Source organism: Leptothoe sp. LEGE 181152, from assembly GCF_032906605.1.
Lineage (GTDB): Bacteria > Cyanobacteriota > Cyanobacteriia > Phormidesmidales > Phormidesmidaceae > Leptothoe > Leptothoe turfae.
In genome coordinates, this window is record NZ_JASATU010000068.1 from 240,521 (window position 1) to 260,289 (window position 19,769).

The following is a 19,769-nucleotide window of genomic DNA, read 5'->3' on the forward strand; positions in this document are numbered from 1 at the left end:
ATGCGACTCATAATGTCGTGGGGGCGCGCATAGGGGGCGGCATCACCATTGCTGGTTTTCTGCTCCGATGTTCTTGGGCAGCCCCCGTCTAAGTTCCTTGTGCATAAGTAATGTGTATTGGTAGCTATATTTACGTACCCAGGGTGCCAGAGTGTTGTTAAATAAGGACATTCCTGGTCAAAACCACGTGGTTTCCGCAATCGGTTTGTCGTCGATATCACTTGATTTTCCTCAGTACCCTAAAAAGCTATGTATCATTGGGCACCTTGAGATTGGTTGAGTACCCATGACTTATTCAGCTGATCAAGGAATTTTATGGCTTCGAACAAACCTGTCAACAATTCATATGATCACACCAGTCATAATCAGGATCCGGAATTTTGGCGACAGTTGTCTAGGGATTTTCCGTTTGAGGGTGTGGATGAGGAGCAGCTACGCCAACAGACGGAACAGTGGATTAATTGTGCTAACGAGCTTTTAGGTCCGCTCCCGTCTCGGATGAAGAATAAAACGAAGAAGCGTTAGAGCATTGCTTGAGTGTGTTCCCAGCCCAGGTATAGAGCCCTCGGTACATGGAAACAGCCTTTCCACTTTCCTCCTTTTAGGGGGAGTAGTACATCGCCCTGGCGGTTTAGATAGCCAAACCATTCACCGTGATCTGGGTCATTAAACCGGGACCATGCATAGTTATGAACGGTGCGATACCATTGCCAGCAGTCATCTCGCTGGGTGAGTCGATAGCCCAATAGCAGGGCCACTAAGGTTTCTAAATGAACCCACCACAGTTTCTGGCTCCATTCTAGTTGCTGAGGGGGATGGCCCATGCGGTCTAAGAAGTAGAAAATACCGCCATACTCATTGTCCCAACCCCGTTCAAGAATTGTTAGGGTGGTGTCGATGGCGCAATTAATTAAGGTGTTGTCCTGGCGTCGCTGGCCAATGTCCATCATGAACCACATGGCTTCGATGCCATGGCCAGGGTTGAGTAATCGACCTTCAAAACAGTCGATGGGAGTGCCATCTGGAGCAATGTGTTCATATATCAAGCCGCTCTCAGGATCTAGGAACTCTTCCATAACGGCGTGAATGGTTTGGTTTAATACTACATCTAGGCATTCTGTTGTTAGCAACCAGTCCATTTCTAGGGTGAGGTTGGCCAAAATCATGGGTATGGCCAAGGACTTCATGGGGCGTGTGCCTGGGTAAGCTTTGTTGTACTGGCCTTTAGGATTATCTTGACGACGCAAAACATTGTTATAGGCCTGTAGGGCAATTTCCTTAGCTTCGCTATCTCCACAGGCCTGGGCGTATTGACTGAAGGCCATGGCGGCAAAGCAATCGGAAAAAATATTGTAGGGCTGTATTAAGGGACGGCCTTGGCGATCTAAGGAAAAGTACCAGTTACCCTCAAGATCACGACCGTGCTGGGTCAAAAAGTTAACACCGTGGCGGGCCATCTCTAACCAGTCTGAACGTTGTTCTAGGCGGTTGTACACCATGGAAAAGGTCCAGACTTGGCGGTTTTGCAGCCAGATAAACTTATCGGTGTCGTAAACATTTCCCTGTACGTCTAGACAAGTAAAGTAGCCGCCGCACTCACGATCTAATGAGTGGTTTTGCCAAAATGGCAAGACTGTCTCTAGCAGTGTGGATTTGTAGAGTTGGGCAAGGGCGCTAAAGTCCTTGTGGGATAGACGTTCGATCAGCATCAGTCAAATGTTGATAACTAGATAGGGAACACTATCTCACTCTTTGTCTGGATGTAATTGGAGAGAAAGTTGAAGTTTTTTAGGAACAAACTACACCAAGCTACAGGCCACTGCACAGGACTACCTATGGTTTGACGCACTGGTTTGACCCGCTGGTTCGGCGCGCTAATTTGATACATGAGTGTAACTTGGTGAGTTGCCGATCTCCTCGGGCAGTCTATGGAAAGCATCCAATAGGGATCTACTTAGTAAAACTGCTGATGACTGGATGAATGTCTATGTTGCTCTCCGAGGACTTGATCGAACTGAAATATCAAGAGATTGTGGAATACCAGGACGTGGTGACCAATGCAGCCATGGAAAGTATTGCATTTGATGTGATCGACACCCAGATGGCTTGCTTAGGGACAGCGATTATGACAAGCCTGATAATGGGGTGTTGTGCCAAGGTATTTATACCGAGTCGCAAACATCCACGGTAGTCTTAGTCCAACTGCTCCCACTGGGCTATTTTAAATGGCATATATTCACGAACAGATAAAAAATCTCTGTATTATTCTGTAAACCTAGCCACTAAGAGCATGGTATCGACGACATGTCATTAGTGGTAAATCAATCGTCAGGGGATATTGGTGATTAATACCTAGTTGGGTGAGATATCGGCCAGGTTCTCACCAAATCAAAGGTCAGATTAAACCAGACAGAACATAAGGAATTAGCAGAGTATGGTGATGCAGCGGCGAGAGGTATTAGCAGGGCTATTGGTAACCGGTGGGTTGATGTCATGGGGATTGATGGGCAAAGCGGCCCATGCCTATGATGTTATTATTACGCCCAACGATCCTCAGCTGGGCGATACCATTTCTGTCATGGTGAAAGCTAGAAACGGTGCTAGCTCTCCTCCCACAGTTATTGCCAATGGTAAAGAATATCCCAGTTTTCCCCTATCCGATAATCGCTTTCGCGCGTTTGTTCCCACCAGTCCTCTGGATACGCCGGGGCGTATCGTGATCCAGGTCAGTGGTGATGAAGAAACCCGCAATCTGGCCGTCGGTTTACGCAACCGTAGCTTCCGGACCCAGCGGATCACACTGCGGGGTAGCGGTAGCCTGGGCACGGACCATGAATTTGATCGAGTGGATGCCTTTAAGCAACTGGTGAGTCCTGAGCGCCATTGGCGGGGCACATTGTTGCGTCCGAGTCAGGGCAGGGTGAGTTCAGAATATGGCGTACGGCGTTATTACAATGGTGAGTTTGCCGAAAACTACTACCATCGTGGTGTGGATTATGCTGCGGGAACTGGAACACCGGTAGTAGCTCCTGCGGCTGGGTATATCCGCCTAGTGGGGCGTGTGAGTGATGGATTTGAGCTCCATGGTAATACCGTTGGCATTGATCACGGTCAGGGGCTGTTGAGTATCATGATTCACCTCAGTCGCATTGATGTGAATGAGGGAGATTTCGTAAGTGCAGGTCAGCAAGTGGGGGCCATTGGTTCCACCGGTGCGTCCACTGGCCCCCATTTACACTGGGGGCTCTATGTGAATCAGGTGGCGGTTGATCCCGTACCCTGGCGCTATAACGGCTTTGAGTAGTGGGCAGCTGACCTACTTTAGGAAGAGAGTTTGGTTGTTGTTATTGAGATTTTATAGTTGCTCTTTTCTTCTTTATTCTAAGGCATTCAATTTTTCTAGCACTAATGGGTCGCGCGCTAACTGTTGCGCGATGCTGGCTGCGCCTGCCTGGTTTAAGTGACTGGGGTCAGCAAAGAAGGCATTTTGTTGACGCCATTGCAGAAGCAGATCAATGACGGCAAACCCCTGACGCTGGCTTTGGGTTTGTAAAAACCTTTGAAAGCGTTGATCAAGGGGGAGGCGAAAGTCATCTAGGTAGTCGCCGCTGAGGGGAAGATGAACATAGACCAATTCAATATTGCGGCTTTTGAGATAGCCCACTAGCGATCGCAACGACCCCAGCTGTAACCCTGTCAAACCAAACGGGTTATAAAACCCATCGTAGCGTCCGCTAATGCGCGGATAGGTTTGATAGAACGCAGCCGGGTCAAATACATCGGCAACTGGCAAAAAGCCATAGGCATTAATACTGCTAGGCGGTCTGGGGATAGAGGCTCGATTGCTAAACCCTGGCTTTTCCCCTGCCAGCACGGCCCGGTATCCCGGTGACTTGAGAATGTTGGCAAAGGTGGCATCAACACGACGGCTGTTAAATGCCCGCGAACCATCCCCCCAAATCACCAGTCTGGGCAGTTGATCTGAGGTGAGCAGTCGCTGGAGGACAAAGTTCATCACCTGGGCCGTAGCGCCGTTAATGCTGAAGTTAAACACCCGCACGGGATATCCCTGTGTTTCTAAATCTGTTTGGAGGATCTGTGGGTTTATCCCCTGGATGGTGCGGGAGCTACCAATCACCAGGATGTCCGGTGGGCCAAACGTGGCTAAATAGCTCAGGTAGAGCCGCAATTGTTCATCTAAGACGGGGCTGCCTAAACTGGGAAACACATTGGGCCAGCTGAGTTGGTTGGCCTGCCGTTGGGCAAAGGCCAGATTTTGTAAGTACTCCTGCTGCTTACGCTGGGCAAAGAAGCGCTCCGGGCTTTGGGCCGGAATGGTTTGCAAGGTTGCGATCGCATCTGTCCATGCTTTAACGACCTGATCCCATTGGTCAGCGTTACTGGCGGTTTGGCCTAACTCCGCTGCCTTATCAGCTTGCTCAAACCCAGACTCCAGGGCTGCCGCCACGCGTCGGTCGGCCCAAAAATTACTCCTTGCCGCCCAAGCAGTATTGGGACCATTCACATCGCCACGGCTGAACCAAAATCCCAGCGACACCAAAATTGCCAAGCCAAATAGCAAGGCCATGATCCGGTGTCGTTTATCTAGAACTTTCATGCTGTCAATTTGCTAACCCACCAGCGGTATATATAACCACAGTGTGACGGCGGTGGTCTCTGATTGTGACTATTTCTCAAAGGATAGCAACAGCTTTTGTAAACGTTGGGTTAAGGTTGGACACTTCGCTGTGGCGAAACCCCGCAAAAATTTGCTGGCCTGGCCCCATGTCCATGGACTGGATGAATCAAATTTCATACTGTATTCGTCAGAGTAAGCAATGTGCCCCACGGGCGATTAAATGGATAACCGTCCTTAAATTGCCAGTGTGGGATTGTAGACACGGAAAGATTGATGCTTTTATCAATCCGTCAGGTGGCATAGATTTTATGGTTGGTTGTCATAGATTTAGGTGTGTATGACGGGTTTTCGAACGGTTAGCTGGCTGTTAGGCATCAGTCTGTTACTGGGTGTGGGTCAGGCAGGAGAGGCTAGAACTGCCCCAGTGAATGGGCCTGTCAGGGCCAAATCTGTTGAGGCTGCCCAGATCCAGTATCAACAAGCAAAAAACTTTCTACGTATGGGTGGTAGCAGTCGAGCCGCGCTGCGTCCATTGACCATGGCCAGTGAGCTATACCGCAGTGCAGGAGACCCGATCGGCGAGCACAATAGCCTGGTGGACCTGAGTTTTGCCCACTATCGTTTGGGCGATTTCAACCGGGCCCAGCAGACCCTGAATCAAGCAAATCAGCTAACCATACCCGCCTCTAAAGCCGTTGCTCAACGCCATCGAGGTTTTTTAATGCAGGCGTTGATCTGGCTAGAACAGGGAAATATTACCCGTAGTTGGCAGCAGCTGCGTCAGGTGCAGCGGGGGTTCCTGCAAGATTTTTCAGAACAAAATCGGCTTAATTTAGCCCTAGGAGAGGTCTATCGGCACACGGGGCAATACGGTCGGGCGCTGGATACGCTACACGCTACCCTGTCCCGAAGCTCAGACCGGGTGGATCGCACTCGAGCCCTGGGGGAAGTGGGCAGCCTCTATTACATGCTTGGGGACTACGGCCAGGCAGAGTCTGCTTATCAAACCGCCCTGGGGGAAGCCAGATCCGTAGGGTATTGGGAGGGCATACCTCGGTATCTCAATGGTTTAGGGCATGTTTATCGGCAGCAGCAAACCTATGACAAGGCGCGGGCCACGTATTTAGAGGCAAAGGACATCGCCATTTCCCAGGGGCAGTGGCACGAGCTAGCCAATATTCTCAACAGCTTGGGAGAGCTCTATGCCGAGCAGGGGGCGTTTAACAAGGCACTGGAAACGTTTACTGAAGCCCTGGGCTATCGAGACAAGTATGTCGGGCCAGAATATAGCCGCACCCTAAATCATTTAGGGCAGCTCTACGTCAGGCAGGATCGGGAAACAGCCCTTGAGTACTTTAATGACGCCTATGCCTGGGCCAGACATCACCATGATGAAGTGGGGCAGATCAATGCCCTCAGTGGCCTGGCTGAGATTTATCGGGCCAAAGGCAATCTATCTCAGGCTAAAGAAACGCTGTATGGAGTATTGGATAAGTTTGAAGCCCTAGAGCCTGGTCTACAGGATAGTAATAAGGTTTCGCTGTTTGAGACCCAATCTTATCGGTACGATCAGCTACAGCAGGTGCTGATTGAGCAGGGGGATATGGAGGCTGCCCTGGTGGTGGCAGAGCGAGGACGGGCGCGGGCCTTTGTGGAATTACTGGCTGCCCAAACCCTGGAGACGGCCACACCTGTGCCTGTGGCAGACCTAACGATTGCTCACATTAAGGCACTGGCTAAAAAGCAGGGGACCACACTGGTGCAGTATTCCATTATTCGCCAACCGTCCCCTGGGCGCAGCCAGTTTAACGATCGAGCCCTATTTATTTGGGTGGTTAACCCCGATGGAGAGATTGCCTTTGAACAGGTGAATCTGACTCAGCAGCCCCATGCCCTGAGGGATAAGTTGACCGCTAGCCAGGATAGTCTCGGGGTGCGTGGGTTTAATTCGTGGGGTGGGGTGGGGCAGACGACCCAAGCCAGCCAAGATATGGCCCAGGCAGACTTGAAACAACTTTACGATCTGCTGATTGCTCCAATCGCTCAGTATTTACCCGAGGCCCCAGCGGAAAAGGTCATCATTGTTCCCCATCGGGAGCTATTTTTGGTGCCTTTTCCGGCTTTGCAAAATGCCCAGGGGCAGTATCTGATTGAGAATCATACGTTAGGCACAACACCGTCGCTACAGACGCTGCATTTTTTACAACAACGCCTGGTGCAACAATCCGGTGAGGCCCTGGTGGTGGGAATTGACCGTGCTCAAGCGGCATCAGCGGTGATCGTGGGCAATCCTGAAATGCCGTCGGTGCCCTTTAGGGTGGGGGGGCCACCCATGCCCCTGACGGATTTACCGGGGGCAGAGGCAGAGGCCGTTGCGATCGCACCCATTCTCAATACTGTTCCCTTATTGGGGACTGCGGCGACAGAAACCGCCGTGCGTGAACGGTTGGCCGATGCCGATATTATCCATTTAGCCACCCATGGTTTACTGGACGAACGCCATGGGTTGAGTAGTGCGATCGCATTGACCCCCACCCGTGAAAAAGGTGACCGTGACCAGCCTGACGATGGGTTGCTAACTGCCCAAGAAGTAATGCAGCTTGATCTCAAGGCCGACCTGGTGGTGCTCAGTGCCTGTAATACAGGACGAGGGCAGATTACGGGTGACGGTGTTGTGGGACTTTCCCGCTCATTTTTAGCAGCGGGTGCCAATAACCTGGTGGCTTCCCTGTGGGCCGTACCCGATGAGGCAACGGCAATGCTCATGACTGAGTTTTATCAGCAGCTACAAATTGAACCAAATAAGGCCGTTGCCCTGCGACAGGCCATGTTGCATACATTGGCAGATCATCCCGATCCTCGCGACTGGGCCGCATTCTTTTTGATTGGGCTCTAAGACTAGTTCTGAGTTTTGTAGAGCCTCACATTGCATTCACCCCACTCCCTATTGCCTACTCACTTACACCGACAGACTATAGTTATTCCAACCGAGAGCGGCTATAAATTAGCCCAAAAGATTATTCAGCCTCAGAACTTTCTCCAAGCCTAGCTAAAACCCATTTAGCTTCAGCCACCTTAGCCTCTAACTTCAGCAGAGAAGACCTGAGTTTAGTGACTTGATGAGTATGTTTTTTAAGTTTGTATTCTGCATCCCTAGGCATATCTTTTGCATTTGCTGCTGATTCTGCAAAAGGCTGTTGTGCAATACGATGGTCAATAAACTGTCGAAGCTGTTCGATATCTACAGAGATCTCAGCAATTAGCTGAACCAGGGTTTGCCCTGGTTCCTCAACGGTACGAATTAGGGAAGAAATGTCCAGCTGAAGATCTCTATTGACACGCTCAAGTAATCGTTCCATGGGTCTTGACCACAGTGCTCAGGTAAATATCAAGTCATCAAGCACAGCGCGCGAGTGATATATTCTCGGCCCTTTTTAAATTAAGCGTTTGTTGCCAATAGCTTATTCATGATATCTGATGAAGTGATCTTCCATTGTCCTTCAATCCATTTGAGCGCTATGGGGCCAAAGCCAGGGGGCGTGATTGTGATGTCACTGTCATTATCTATGCCTTGCCATGCATACTGCTGGGGCAATCGTAAAGTTGTTGTGACGAAATGATGAAAAGTGTTGTAGCCTTCATCACTAAGGGGTAACTATCTGTGCCAAATGAAAATCCTGTAAAGAATGCAGCTGTTTCACGAAATGTTTTACAGCCGAACATTGGAGTTCGTTGGCAGACTTTGGTGATGATGACTATAAACCTTTCATAACGGAAACAGGCCCAAGATCGCCTATCACGGGGCAAAAACTATATCGACTACGATTGCTTTGACGATGCCATTGAAGAACTGATCCAGGTGGGCTAGCCTGCCCCCCCTGGATCAGCCTGAGATTGAGGTGGAATTGGACCTGCCTGAGCGGGATATGAACTTTGGCGATGCCGCCTTGTTGCCAGGTGAGGTGCGCCCGATTCATGTGATTGAAGAGTTGGCTAATGCGTATAAGCGCTATGAAGTAAAGGTGGTTGAGGCTGAGTAGGGTACTAATTTAAAAATTATACTGGCTGGCGTGAGGCTGATTATGGTCGGCCCAAATAGTCTCGTTTACCAATCTCGACGCCATTGTGTCGAAGAATATCGTAAGCCGTTGTCACATGAAAATAAACATTGGGCAAAACAAAAAATGACAGAAACTCCCATCCTCTGAAATCCATAGTTTGACCTTCACCAATGGGCAACGTGAGGATTGTCTCTTCTGTGTTGTTAATTTGTTCAGGGGTAAAGGTTTCTATGTAAGCCACGGACTGATGCATACGCTCGATCAGTTCAGGGAACGTGGTCTCTGTGTCTTCCATGGCAATCACCTCAACACCTGCAAGCCTGGCCACACCTCGTCTGGCCAGATCTGAGACAACCTGAACCTGTCGAACAAAGGGAAACATATCGGGGTATAAGCGGCTATTGAGCAAAGCCGTCGGATCGATATTTTTGGCCTCTGCGTAGTCTTCACCCTTTTTGAGAATGACAACCATGTTCTTAAGGGCGCGGATTAATAACGGCACCGAGGCTTGATACATGGAAATTGTCATAACAAACCCTCCTAAGGTTCAGTTAATTTGCCTGTTTCCCTGACACCATACTTAATGAATGAATCTGTGGCTTTAGCCATTTCATTGGCCCCTAGCCATTTCATTGGCCCTAGCCATCTCATTGGCTCCTAGCCATCTCATTGGCCCCTAGCCATCTTATTCCAAACAGCGACTTAGCGCCGCATTATAGGCCTGGTAAGGTTTTACGCCTGTCAGTGTCTCCACCAGTTCACCACTCTTAAAAAACATAACCGCTGGCATGCCTTTGAGCCCAAACCGTTTGGGTACCTGCTTATTGACATCAAAATCTATTTTCATCACATTGACACGGTCTTTATAGGTCTTGGCCAGCTGATCAATTAGGGGCGTTATCAGTTTGCAAGAGCCACACCAGGACGCCATGCAATCCACCACCAGCAGAGGTTCTTGTTCCAGAAGAGAATTCAGTTCTGATTCATCCTGAATAAAGCGGGCTGCCCCTGCTTCTTCTGCAAATAGCTCAGCCAATGCCTGGGTTATTTCTGCAAACGAGAGGCTAGCATTAACAGTTGTTAATTGCTCTTGCTGCCGATAATACTCCAGTACGGGCGCAGTCTCTTGTTGATGATGGGCTAACCGGTGACGGATAGCTGGGATCGGCTCATGATTCTCTGTAGAAGATAATCGGTTAATCAATAGCCCCGTCATGGTCTTTAAGTAGGCCACCTTTGCTACAGGTTGACCTACCTTTAACAACCATTCATTCAGCCCTTGGGCCTGAACCAGGGTGCGGGGAAACCCATCCAACACCCACCCCTGTAGCATCACATCCGGCTGCTCAAACCGCTTTCGCAGCAACTTTATTGCTAAAGCATCGGGGACTAGCTCACCCGCTTCAACGTAAGACTGTATCTCCAGACCGATGGCCGACTGTTTAGCAATAGCCCCATGGATGAGCTGCCCCATGGACACATGGGGAATATGCCAGCGATTGGACAGTGTGTTTGCCTGTTCCTTAACCCCTACACCAGGAGGTCCTAAAAGAATAAGCTGCTTGAATTTCATGGAATAGACCTTAGCAAACCGTAACGTTGGCAGTCTATGGAGGCATGGAGATGTTTCCATAGACTGCGCTTACAGCTCACCAGTATGTTTTACGCACCCAGTTTGTCCTCATTTTGCTGCATATTCTTTTAGATTTCGCCGATGGCTGCTGGAGTTCAAAGATCAGGGCGAAGCAAGTTAAGGCTACAGATGTCCGTGGTCCAAACAGTCAGGAATCGGTAGCGAATCGTTTGACTATCTAAGTGTTTATTTAACGAAAACTACAGGATTCTGCGACTTGTAATCCGAACTACAGCCATTCTTCTACCCTGGCGGTGGGGGTGGGGGTTAGGTCCCACGAACAGGAGAGATTCGGAGAGGAAAGCCTTGAGCAACCCTATCGCCATTTTGCAGTTACCACAGCTATAACTGTTGAATTACTGAACCCTATGGCCAGAACTATTAGCGTAACTTTTAGAAAGCCTTAGGCGCTTGCCCTTAAATAATTACCCCATTACCCCATCACTCATCTACACCATCTACAGCCCCAACCTGGGTCTTTATTGTTGTGCAGTCCCCTTAGCACGCATCGTTTGTTATTTTTTCTGTAGTACAAAGTGATGCACTAGCTTCGGAAAGTTTGTCTGCCTCACTACCCCATAATCTTCAAACCCAGCCTTTCTCACAACAACCTGCGAATAGTTATTCTCTGGCGCAATCGGAGCGACTACCCGATGATAACCAAGGTCGTTAAGAGCATGGTGGGAGATTGCGATCGCAATCTCCGTCCCATACCCCTGTCCCCTCGCCGCTGGCATCACAGCATACATAACCTCCACTGCTTCATCATCATGGGGATTCAACCCACAAAAACCCACAAACCGTTTGCTGTTCTTTTCTTCAACCGCAAATGCAAGCATCGGTTGCTCAGAACCATAGGACGCAATCGTAAACTCAATCAGACGTTTAGCACCCTCCCTGGTGGTTTGTTCGTCTGTAAACGTCAGAAATTTTGTCGACTCAGGATCTGTCATAAAGCTGATAAAGGCATCAGCATCAGCAAAGATGAACTCGCGAATTGTTAATCGCGCTGTGTTGATTGGCTGCATGACCCAGGAACTAAACCAATAATCCAGTTAGTGCGAAGGTTAATCTAAAGCCTAGCAAACAGATTCCTTGACCAGAACTATTCGTAAATAAAATCTATGGTGAGTCTAGTGTGGTAATTTTTTTGACGGCTCCCACCGTATGGTCAGCGTTGTGCTTTCACGCTCGACAAAGGCTTGATGATATACATTTGTACCCCAGGCAATAAAATCTCCTCGTTTTTCAAGCAAATAGTTGTGCGTGTCAGGAGCCTTAAAGTCAGGACGGCTTGAGAACTCTATCCGAAAACCGCCGCTGTCACTCATTAGCATAGTTATGGTACGACCATAGCTAATGGGTTTGGTTAACCCTCTCGTTTCTCCAACAATATGATGCATCCACTTTGCAGATAAATTTGAAAATTCTTGACCATGGGGGTTGAATCGTAGATTAACATCCTTAGCAGGATCTGCCTTGGTCCAATCACTAAACCCAATAAACCAGCCAGTGCCATTGGTATCTAGGTTGTCGAGATTACCAAATTCAATATCCATGTTTAAGTATTATGCTCAATTTTTCAGGAAAGCTGAACCGATAATTTCAGCATCGATATTATATAGGCTGAACTTTGAACATAATCACCGCATGAGGTGGGCCATGGTGAGCCATGCAGCTGAGTTTTATTGCTTTAAGCTTAATCAGATCCTGTTGTTGTGAGCTGTTAACCATCACCCGTGCAAGATTTATTTTGCTATGTGATGCATCCCCTAAAGCAGTCTTATGCCGAAGGTGGTGCATATTTTGCAAACACTTCAGCCTCTGTCATATTTTCAGTCTTATTTGAGAAGTCGTAAAATTCAGGTTTTTTGTCAATAAATACTTGATGCTCAAAGATAAACTGACTATCATCATCGAATAGCCCAACCAACATACTATATTCGTTGTTGCCTTTGAGTCTGTAAAAAAGATGGCTACCACATTTTTTGCAAAAGCCGCGCTCGGCCCATTCCGATGAGTCAAAGACCGATATATTCTCCGCTCCTTCAAATGCAACCTCTGTACCGCAGCTGACGGCCATAAGAGGCCCACCGTTCCATTTTCTGCACATGTGGCAGTGGCAGGCACCCATATTTTTATGGATAGTCTTTGCGGTGAAGTGTATGGCACCGCAAAGACAACTTCCTGTTCCTGTCATTAGATCTGTCATTTATCTCGAAGCTATGATTGGTTAATGAGTTTCAGCGTGATTGAGCAAAGAACTCTTCCCGATCTTAACCACGGTTTTAGCCTGCTATTCTGTCTATTCACAGAACTTATACAGCCTGTATGCTAAGCCTTGTAGCTTTTACTTCGTATTACTTCGATGAACTTCGCCCTATGTCTCCGGCAGCGTGATTGATTCAGGGGGGTGCAAGATACTCATGGAGGATGCATTGCCCACGGTGGCACAATGGGCGCACAGACACACATTATCTTTGCGGGGCTTTTGCTCAATTAGTTTTATGTTTTATAGATTATGTCGTTCCCTGCGACGGTTCTTTCATCGCTCTCGAACTATCAATAATGAACCGCTGAACAAAGTTAGTTTAGTGGTCATTATCCTGATTGATATTTTTATTTTGACCAATGTGTTTATTGGCTTAAACGATATTGGTCAGTGGTACATGGCTCCTTCTGAAGTCTATCCTTGCTATGCCGAGTGGGATAGCTATCGTGATCAGACTGCTGAGGATAAAGACTTTAATCTGGTCCGATGGGCAGCTGATGAAAACAATGTTGGCTTGAAGCAGCAGTATGGGTGGACGGCTGTTGATCGTTTGGGTGAAATAAACAGTGTCTGTTTACAGTACGCGGATACTAAGGATGCCATTAAACAACCCAGTAATACTAACCGATTGGAGCAGTTGAATGGGAAGGAAGATGCGATCGCAACCCTAGAAAATACAAATCGCACCATTCGCCAGCAGTATGACTCTACGCTCCTAGAAGAAATTGCAGAACAACCCCGTGATCAGTCCATTAATCTAACCAGTGCCGCCCAGGCCAAGGTGACACTAACAGAGAATGAGGCTCAGATTACGGCCCTCAAAGCGGAAATTACAACCCTTAAGGATGAGCTTCTGTCCAGCTCAGAAAGTGCAGCCTTTCTCACCCTGCTCAACCAAGATTCTGCATTTCAAACCATTGAGCAAGGGTATGACCGAGCTAGTTTCTGGTATCCCAGTATTCAGCTAGCTTTTCAGGCGATTTTCCTTGTGCCGCTGATTTTGGTGGCTTTTGGCGGTTACACCATCGCTCAGCGTAAACGCTATGGCCTCATTGCCCTGATTAGCTGGCATCTCCTGGTCATCTTTTTTATCCCATTGATTCTCAAAGCGTTTGAGTTTATGCAAATGGGAGTCTTGTTTACCGCTGTATTTAATATTGTTACCGTCCTATTTGGCAGACTTCTGTTTTTGGTCAGCTATATTTACATTTTGCTGATTCCGCTGCTAGGCTTTGGCATGATTAAGTTCGTTCAACGGTTTATCTTTAACCCTAAACTCCAAGCTGCAGGGCGTATACAAAAGTCACGCTGTATTAAGTGCGCCAAAAAGCTACAGGCCCATGACAGCCATTGTCCACACTGTGGCTATCATCAGCACCAGGAGTGCAATCACTGTCACCAGCCCACATACAAGTATTTACCCTACTGTCATCACTGCGGCACAGCGCAGCCCGTGGCAAATACCCGATGAGTTATTCAACTAGATGAGGATTCAAATCCGACGCGCATGATGGTCATGATAGTAGCAACACTCCGTGGCAGTTAGGTGATGCGTTTAAAGTGCCATCGTTAACGATCTTGACCAATATGGAGACCTTTGTGTATTATCTGCTGTTTTGCAATTCCATCAGAATAGTAGGGCAGCTCAATGTTTGGTTTGGCTGCACTGACTCTAATTGAGTATTTGCCAATTTGGAAGCAATAAACAAGCCAGCTGATAATACCGATAAATTTTGCACCATCTTCAAGCAGATACGAGATTCGACCTGATGTCAGGAGTGGGATGGGAGCGGCAGGATACACTATGGCTAATGCAAAATCTAATGTGTATGAAAGACCAAAGAAAACGAGTGCAAGAGCTATAAATATATAATCTGTTTTAAGAATAAGTTGGTGAAATCTAAGTAAGTAAAAAAGTAGTAACCCACCATAGCTTGCATAGGTGACACCTTCTGGTATGCCCAGTTTGGGCAGAACTTTTTCATGGAGTAAGAAGGCGTCATCAAAACCGAGGATTAAGGTTAGCAACGTCGAAGCCAACAAAAACTGCTTGATCTTGTGGTGATTGCCATTGTTTTCAATAACGCTAGCGCTAAAAAAACAGAGCATTGCTGCGGCAGCCCAGCAGAAGAGACCTATTTGAGAAAGAAATCCTGCATAGACAGGAATGCGACCGACAGCAATTATATCCCTGGTGAGCTGATCGATGGGAACGTCATACCAGAGATGAATAAATACTACCTTGCCTAAGAAAATAGTTGAAATAGCTGCGATTAATCCGATTAAGGGCAAATTCCCCCTAAACTGTATATAAAGAGAGCCTAGAAAGTTCTTTCTTTTTGTGATCATGGAAGAGTTGTAGATAAAAAATATTAGTAGGGTAGAGCATTTAAGTTGGGAAATTTTGGCTGGGTGGGGAATCAGGTGTCAGAAGTCAGAAGTTATGCTGTAATTAACTATCATGTTTAACTTCGCTTAAATTTCCCTTAACCATTGTGGCAGCTTTTAACACTGGCTGCTACTACAGACTTATTGCAGCCTGACCATAGCAATAAAGGGCTTTTAGCATCACATTGCATATGGTGAGCATCGGATAAGCATTAAGAATAGGTTAACTATTGTTTAAGGGTCTCACCTGTAGGTAAGTATCCTATGAAAGCCATATGAGAGCTTTCTTATGTCATGGCAAAAACCATAAAAAAGCCCTTGCCCATGGAAGTGTTTTGTAACAATTTATAGTCTTATTGGACTGACAAATAATGGCAGAAATAGCTGTTTTGTAAGGAATGTAGTGATCGATAAATCAGTTTTAGATTATGAATAGATATGTATTTAAATTTTGGGCATTTTTCATCGTAGCTGAGCGATTTAGGCCATTTTTTAAGGAATATAAATCTAATTTTTAAGACGTTTCAACACTTGTTGAGGACAATTTAGCACCTGGCAACAGTTTGCAAACAAGAAAGAGTGCTAATGCCAGAATTATCGCTGGCACAATAGAATCATTACATCTGATTAATGTGTTGTAGGGCTGGTAGCTACTGTTAGGTAATCTTTTGGGCACTGCTGATAGTTCAGGATGTAGTAACCTACAGGTGCAGCTTCTCGGTAGGCGATAATGCAAGCATACTGATCAGGCGATAAAATGCTAATTGCTTCCTCATTGGAATAGTTTTTAGCGCAGCATGTGCGAAGGTTCTCTGGGCTATGGAGATCTTGATAGGCCTGTGTAAAGGTTTCTGCCCAAAGACTGGTGACGGTATTGGCTGACTCTACTCCAACTTTCCTAAAGGCATAAATTAACAAAAATGTGAAACGATGTTGTCATCAACCTTGCTGTTTACGGCGCACGCCAGTGTCATTTGCTTGAATTTCACGTTTTAGACGTTCTATTTCCTGATCGTAACGGCGAATATCAGTATCAAACCGTGAAATCGAAGCCTCTCTGGCTTTCTTTGTAGTATTTAAACGCTGCTCATATTGTTGTAGCTGACGTTTTTTGTCGGCTAGGGTAAAGCTGCCAGGGCTTGTTTGTTGGCTAAATTGCTGCATTTGCTGCTGGAGTTGCTGCGCAAATTTTTGCTGCGCTGACAATATGTCTTCGATACGTTTGATTTCCATAAAACCTCCTGGCTATGAATAAACATTAAAGTCACCGGGGTTCGGCGGGGTAACACCAGAACCAAAGTTAATAATTGATCCGCTGGCAATATTACCCATTACAGTAATCCTCTCTGGATTTGATAGATCCATGGAAGGGAAATTGGGATTATCCGCAGCCTTGACCTGATTACCCATCACCACCAAGTGTCGTCCCCAGGTCACCACGGTCGCATTGCCTTGGCGGCTAGTAATAAAGTCTGTAGGGGGCTGAGAGGTTTGCGATCGCAAATGGAAACATTGGTTCTGACTAAAACTAACCTGTTCAAAGCCCACCCGGGGCTCATTCGGATTGCGCAAAAACTCGACAAGATGGGGTAAGCCAATCCCTTGAAAAATATTATCATTGACCATGGCATTGCCGACTTGAGGAAAACGAACATCAACATTCGTTGGGGCAAACCATCCCAATAGCAACAGCGACCGATGGGTGGGGATCAGGTTCATCTGAGCTACAGCCTCTGTATCACTGTAAAACACATGGTTTTGAGTGATATCGCAAGATAACACCAGGCCAATTGCAATGCCCCAGAATGCCGCTGTCGCGGCTACTTCTCCCTGGCGTGAGATGCCTGTATTGATAATCTGAGAAGACTGTAGAGTCAGGTCTCCTAGCACTGAGATAATAAAAATACCAGCACCCACAGCGGTTGTTGCCGCAATACTGGTGGCGTTAGATGTGGGTGGTCGATAGCCACAATGATCTAAACGGTTGTTGGCTAAGTAAGCCTGTTCAATCAAATTGCTAGCCGCAATACCTGCCACCGTCATATTATCAATTTGGTTGCCAGAAATCTCCAGGGCTGTTTCTGAGACTGCACCAATACCGTAGGTGCCATCGCTAATGTGGTTGTCAAGTACGCGATTACCTACACCTTGGATGGGAGGTGTGCCCAACAGAAAAACACCAAATTCAGCACCACTAATGTGATTATTTTGAACCACGGTCCGCTGGGTATTGGCCAGCGCCACTCCCATGGGAACAGCTGCGGAGAAATTCCCCGACACTGTCATTTGATTTGCTGAAATTTCAATCCCTTCCACATTAGCTGCGCCAATACCCGTGAGAATTCCTGTGATTTTGTTCCCTTTTACAACGCTGGCATTGAGTTCCAGGACAGGCAGGGGGGCATCATCGTTCTCGGCAACTTCTCCTAAGAAAATTGATAGGGGTAGCTGGGTGTTGCCGATCTGAAGCCCTCGATCCAAATTGGAAATTATAGTGTTGTCTTCCACTCGGGTGTGGCTTCCAAAGACTCGAATCCCTCCCCAGGAAGGAGAGTCTAGATTGATGGTGTTATTTGCAATCATGCAGTGATTACCGTAGGTGATAATCCCATAGAGATAGGGATCGCTCCCTGCTAAATATTGATTGTCAAATTCTTCGATGGGTAGCTGTCGAATTGCCGGACGACGAATCTGGTTGTTAATAATATGACAGTAGTCACTGTGAACGCCCGTAACAATGCCGATAAAACTATCCTGAATTAAATTATCTGTGATTTGACAGTTGTCACCTAGTAACACATTCTCCGAGGTCAGTAGGTTTAACAAAATGCAGATGAGCCCCACCGGGTAGGTAAAGTCATCAATTTGGGCTGTGGGGCCGATAAACTGATTATTGGAAAAATTGCAGGTTGCGATCGCTTCTGCCCAGATCCCCGTGAACATCAAACGGAAGACATTATCCCGTAGGGTAATTTGTTCACTGTTGACCACAGCAAATCCCAAGGCAGGTCCCATGGGTAGGTTTGAACCAGTGTTGTCGGTATCCTGGGCTAGCTCTACCTCAAACTGACAATGGTCTACTTGCACATTGAGGCCGTTACTAATGACCGCCACGGTTAGATCCAACAAATTTGAAGGTTCAGGGTCTATACCGGCGGCTTCAAATCGAATTTGATGGACGACGACATTGATCACCTGTTGATTGCGAAGGCGCTGAATTCGCAACAGGTTGAGCCCATTGTTGCGGACCACGCGAGTGCCAGGACTCTCTCCTTTAAGAACAACGTTGGATCGTCTGATCCAAATCGCTTGTTGGATAGTATGGGTCCCCGTTTTGAGGCAAACACATCCTCCCTGGGGTGGGAGTGAATCTAGGGCTGCTTGAATACTTTCTCCCGGTTGTACTACAACGGTGCAGCAGGATTCTCCAGGGTCTAGTTCGGTCAGGGGACAAAAGCTATGATCGCAAATCTCCAGAACTTCCAGCTCGCCATCGCCAGCGGCATTGGTTAAAAACTGAGCGATGGCCAACCGACAGTATTGGTGGTCGATGCCCAATGGCAGCTGGGGAATGGGTGTAGGCACAGGGGTATCGGTCACCGGCCATTCGATCTGGCCCGTGGCGGTACGGGCTGGAATTAGCCAATAATCACCGGTGTTATAGGTACCCTCGGAAAACAGCACTTGAATCCCGCCTTCTAAGGATGTCCAGTCTGCTGAGACTGGCAGTCCACCGGTTGCTGCTCCATCCCAGCGACGCAGCTTCGGATGGTAATCAGGATTGATGCCATTGGGAAATTCAGCGGCTAAGGGGGTAGGCGCTGAGGCCAGCACAATCACAGGACGACCGGCAGCATCATTGGTAAAGTCGTCAATCTGTAACAGTTCCCCTGGTTGGCCATTCAGCTCAAGGGCATCGTCTATGATTTCGACCCACTGGCCTTTGGCAAACCCCAGCACATCGTCGGGGCCCAGATCAGCCACGGTGATTTCCTGGCCATCCATACCGTTGATGGCTGTGACCACAGAACCATTGTCCCGTGACCACTTGAAAGTGGCAGTGTCGCCATCGCCACCGGCATGAATTTCCACTCGGTATAGCTGATTTTCTAACCTCAGGTAGCCCGCACCGGGAGGAATTAGACAGGGATTGTCCGTGGCCTCGGCGGCAGCTGTGCGGGCATTTAACATGCCAGTGCTGGGGGCGATCAGATCATCCCATTCGGAGAGATCACCATCGCAGCTGAGCTGATTGACCGGCTCGGTAATGGGCAAGACTTTAACTTGCCATAGGGTTTTTAGCCTTGTTGCGGTACTGGGTCCACCCAGCGCCACTTCACGAATCTGGGGATCGTCAATGGGCAGAATATGATGCTTCCAAACATCCAGATAAATAATGGCGTTAGTGGTACCGGCCTCAGCAAACAGGCTACTTAAATCGGCAGGATTGGGTAAATCGGGTTGTTGACTGTAGGCGACATCGGTCTCATTAATGCAGAGAATACCGTTAACGTAAAAGCGGCCAGCACCGATGGTAAAGTCATTGTCGACGGCTTCAATGCCAAACCCTGGATCGTCTTTAGGAGCCCCACATGGACCAATCACATCGCGGGCTTCGGTTTCAATCCGATGTTGATGGATCTGTTGTTGTTCGACCCAGTCTGAGTCTAACAACAAGCGCCCCATCTGCAACAGCACCATATTGTAGTGCTTGGTGCTATCGAAGGTATCTCGACTAAAATCTCCCTTCATGGAGGCCTCCTGTTAAATCCATCG

18 protein-coding genes are annotated in these 19,769 nt (G+C 47.7%); 6 read left to right on the forward strand and 12 right to left on the reverse strand.

Annotation, left to right across the window (positions count from 1 at the left end):
• The first annotated feature begins 315 nt into the window (after positions 1-315).
• Positions 316-525, forward strand: coding sequence for a hypothetical protein (locus QGP82_RS34650; RefSeq protein ID WP_163668072.1), 210 nt, complete (start codon positions 316-318; stop codon positions 523-525).
• On the opposite strand, the gene QGP82_RS34655 is transcribed toward QGP82_RS34650, so the two are convergent.
• Positions 522-1,709, reverse strand: a complete 1,188-nt coding sequence (locus QGP82_RS34655; protein WP_163668074.1) for a n-acyl-d-glucosamine 2-epimerase — start codon at positions 1,707-1,709, stop codon at positions 522-524. The genes QGP82_RS34650 and QGP82_RS34655 overlap by 4 nt on opposite strands.
• Before the next feature lie 278 nt (positions 1,710-1,987).
• Between QGP82_RS34655 and QGP82_RS34660 the strand changes: the two genes are divergently transcribed.
• Together QGP82_RS34660 and QGP82_RS34665 are read left to right on the forward strand one after the other, a co-directional pair.
• Entirely contained in the window at positions 1,988-2,191 is a 204-nt protein-coding gene (locus QGP82_RS34660; RefSeq protein WP_163668076.1) for a hypothetical protein, read from the forward strand.
• Positions 2,192-2,440: 249 nt separating this feature from the next.
• On the forward strand, positions 2,441-3,304 hold the full coding sequence (locus tag QGP82_RS34665; RefSeq protein WP_490794937.1) for a M23 family metallopeptidase: 864 nt from the start codon (positions 2,441-2,443) through the stop codon (positions 3,302-3,304).
• A gap of 72 nt (positions 3,305-3,376) precedes the next feature.
• On the opposite strand, the gene QGP82_RS34670 is transcribed toward QGP82_RS34665, so the two are convergent.
• Positions 3,377-4,618, reverse strand: a complete 1,242-nt coding sequence (locus QGP82_RS34670; RefSeq protein ID WP_499062327.1) for an SGNH/GDSL hydrolase family protein — start codon at positions 4,616-4,618, stop codon at positions 3,377-3,379.
• Between the two features lie 358 nt (positions 4,619-4,976).
• On the opposite strand from QGP82_RS34670, the gene QGP82_RS34675 reads away from it, so the two are divergent.
• Complete coding sequence (locus QGP82_RS34675) at positions 4,977-7,535, forward strand: CHAT domain-containing protein (protein ID WP_499062328.1); 2,559 nt, start codon at positions 4,977-4,979, stop codon at positions 7,533-7,535.
• 121 nt (positions 7,536-7,656) lie between these two features.
• Here QGP82_RS34675 and QGP82_RS34680 read toward each other — a convergent pair whose 3' ends face one another.
• Positions 7,657-7,998, reverse strand: a complete 342-nt coding sequence (locus tag QGP82_RS34680) for a hypothetical protein (RefSeq protein ID WP_163700246.1) — start codon at positions 7,996-7,998, stop codon at positions 7,657-7,659.
• Between the two features lie 540 nt (positions 7,999-8,538).
• Between QGP82_RS34680 and QGP82_RS34685 the strand changes: the two genes are divergently transcribed.
• Positions 8,539-8,679 carry a hypothetical protein gene (locus tag QGP82_RS34685; RefSeq protein WP_499062329.1) on the forward strand — a complete coding sequence of 47 codons (141 nt, stop codon included), beginning with the start codon at positions 8,539-8,541 and terminating at the stop codon, positions 8,677-8,679.
• A 40-nt stretch (positions 8,680-8,719) separates the two neighbouring features.
• Here QGP82_RS34685 and QGP82_RS34690 read toward each other — a convergent pair whose 3' ends face one another.
• From QGP82_RS34690 to QGP82_RS34710, 5 genes are all read right to left on the reverse strand, one after another.
• Complete coding sequence (locus tag QGP82_RS34690; RefSeq protein WP_163668087.1) at positions 8,720-9,229, reverse strand: DUF1993 domain-containing protein; 510 nt, start codon at positions 9,227-9,229, stop codon at positions 8,720-8,722.
• A gap of 156 nt (positions 9,230-9,385) precedes the next feature.
• Positions 9,386-10,273, reverse strand: coding sequence for a nucleoside monophosphate kinase (locus QGP82_RS34695; RefSeq protein ID WP_163668089.1), 888 nt, complete (start codon positions 10,271-10,273; stop codon positions 9,386-9,388).
• Between the two features lie 575 nt (positions 10,274-10,848).
• Positions 10,849-11,361 carry a GNAT family N-acetyltransferase gene (locus QGP82_RS34700; protein ID WP_499062330.1) on the reverse strand — a complete coding sequence of 171 codons (513 nt, stop codon included), beginning with the start codon at positions 11,359-11,361 and terminating at the stop codon, positions 10,849-10,851.
• A gap of 105 nt (positions 11,362-11,466) precedes the next feature.
• A complete protein-coding gene (locus tag QGP82_RS34705) occupies positions 11,467-11,892 on the reverse strand; it encodes a hypothetical protein (RefSeq protein WP_499062331.1) in 426 nt (141 codons plus the stop codon).
• Positions 11,893-12,116: 224 nt separating this feature from the next.
• Entirely contained in the window at positions 12,117-12,545 is a 429-nt protein-coding gene (locus QGP82_RS34710) for a GFA family protein (RefSeq protein WP_163700271.1), read from the reverse strand.
• Positions 12,546-12,840: 295 nt separating this feature from the next.
• Here QGP82_RS34710 and QGP82_RS34715 point away from each other — a divergent pair, with 295 nt between their 5' ends.
• Positions 12,841-14,076: a hypothetical protein gene (locus QGP82_RS34715; RefSeq protein ID WP_499062332.1), complete on the forward strand. Its 1,236-nt coding sequence runs from the start codon at positions 12,841-12,843 to the stop codon at positions 14,074-14,076.
• Between the two features lie 98 nt (positions 14,077-14,174).
• On the opposite strand, the gene QGP82_RS34720 is transcribed toward QGP82_RS34715, so the two are convergent.
• The 4 genes from QGP82_RS34720 to QGP82_RS34735 form a co-directional block, all read right to left on the reverse strand.
• A complete protein-coding gene (locus QGP82_RS34720; protein WP_163668099.1) occupies positions 14,175-14,954 on the reverse strand; it encodes a DUF8692 domain-containing protein in 780 nt (259 codons plus the stop codon).
• 666 nt (positions 14,955-15,620) lie between these two features.
• Entirely contained in the window at positions 15,621-15,911 is a 291-nt protein-coding gene (locus QGP82_RS34725; RefSeq protein WP_499062333.1) for a hypothetical protein, read from the reverse strand.
• Between the two features lie 21 nt (positions 15,912-15,932).
• Complete coding sequence (locus QGP82_RS34730) at positions 15,933-16,226, reverse strand: hypothetical protein (protein WP_163668103.1); 294 nt, start codon at positions 16,224-16,226, stop codon at positions 15,933-15,935.
• Positions 16,227-16,238: 12 nt separating this feature from the next.
• Entirely contained in the window at positions 16,239-19,745 is a 3,507-nt protein-coding gene (locus QGP82_RS34735) for a DUF6519 domain-containing protein (protein WP_499062334.1), read from the reverse strand.
• Positions 19,746-19,769: the final 24 nt, after the last annotated feature.

Coding starts and splice junctions, on each gene's coding strand:
- QGP82_RS34650 (WP_163668072.1), top strand. CDS start 316: ATGGCTTCGAACAAACCTGTCAACAATTCATATGATCACACCAGTCAT.
- QGP82_RS34655 (WP_163668074.1), bottom strand. CDS start 1,709: ATGCTGATCGAACGTCTATCCCACAAGGACTTTAGCGCCCTTGCCCAA.
- QGP82_RS34660 (WP_163668076.1), top strand. CDS start 1,988: ATGTTGCTCTCCGAGGACTTGATCGAACTGAAATATCAAGAGATTGTG.
- QGP82_RS34665 (WP_490794937.1), top strand. CDS start 2,441: ATGCAGCGGCGAGAGGTATTAGCAGGGCTATTGGTAACCGGTGGGTTG.
- QGP82_RS34670 (WP_499062327.1), bottom strand. CDS start 4,618: ATGAAAGTTCTAGATAAACGACACCGGATCATGGCCTTGCTATTTGGC.
- QGP82_RS34675 (WP_499062328.1), top strand. CDS start 4,977: ATGACGGGTTTTCGAACGGTTAGCTGGCTGTTAGGCATCAGTCTGTTA.
- QGP82_RS34680 (WP_163700246.1), bottom strand. CDS start 7,998: ATGGAACGATTACTTGAGCGTGTCAATAGAGATCTTCAGCTGGACATT.
- QGP82_RS34690 (WP_163668087.1), bottom strand. CDS start 9,229: ATGACAATTTCCATGTATCAAGCCTCGGTGCCGTTATTAATCCGCGCC.
- QGP82_RS34695 (WP_163668089.1), bottom strand. CDS start 10,273: ATGAAATTCAAGCAGCTTATTCTTTTAGGACCTCCTGGTGTAGGGGTT.
- QGP82_RS34700 (WP_499062330.1), bottom strand. CDS start 11,361: ATGCAGCCAATCAACACAGCGCGATTAACAATTCGCGAGTTCATCTTT.
- QGP82_RS34705 (WP_499062331.1), bottom strand. CDS start 11,892: ATGGATATTGAATTTGGTAATCTCGACAACCTAGATACCAATGGCACT.
- QGP82_RS34710 (WP_163700271.1), bottom strand. CDS start 12,545: ATGACAGATCTAATGACAGGAACAGGAAGTTGTCTTTGCGGTGCCATA.
- QGP82_RS34715 (WP_499062332.1), top strand. CDS start 12,841: ATGTTTTATAGATTATGTCGTTCCCTGCGACGGTTCTTTCATCGCTCT.
- QGP82_RS34720 (WP_163668099.1), bottom strand. CDS start 14,954: ATGATCACAAAAAGAAAGAACTTTCTAGGCTCTCTTTATATACAGTTT.
- QGP82_RS34730 (WP_163668103.1), bottom strand. CDS start 16,226: ATGGAAATCAAACGTATCGAAGACATATTGTCAGCGCAGCAAAAATTT.
- QGP82_RS34735 (WP_499062334.1), bottom strand. CDS start 19,745: ATGAAGGGAGATTTTAGTCGAGATACCTTCGATAGCACCAAGCACTAC.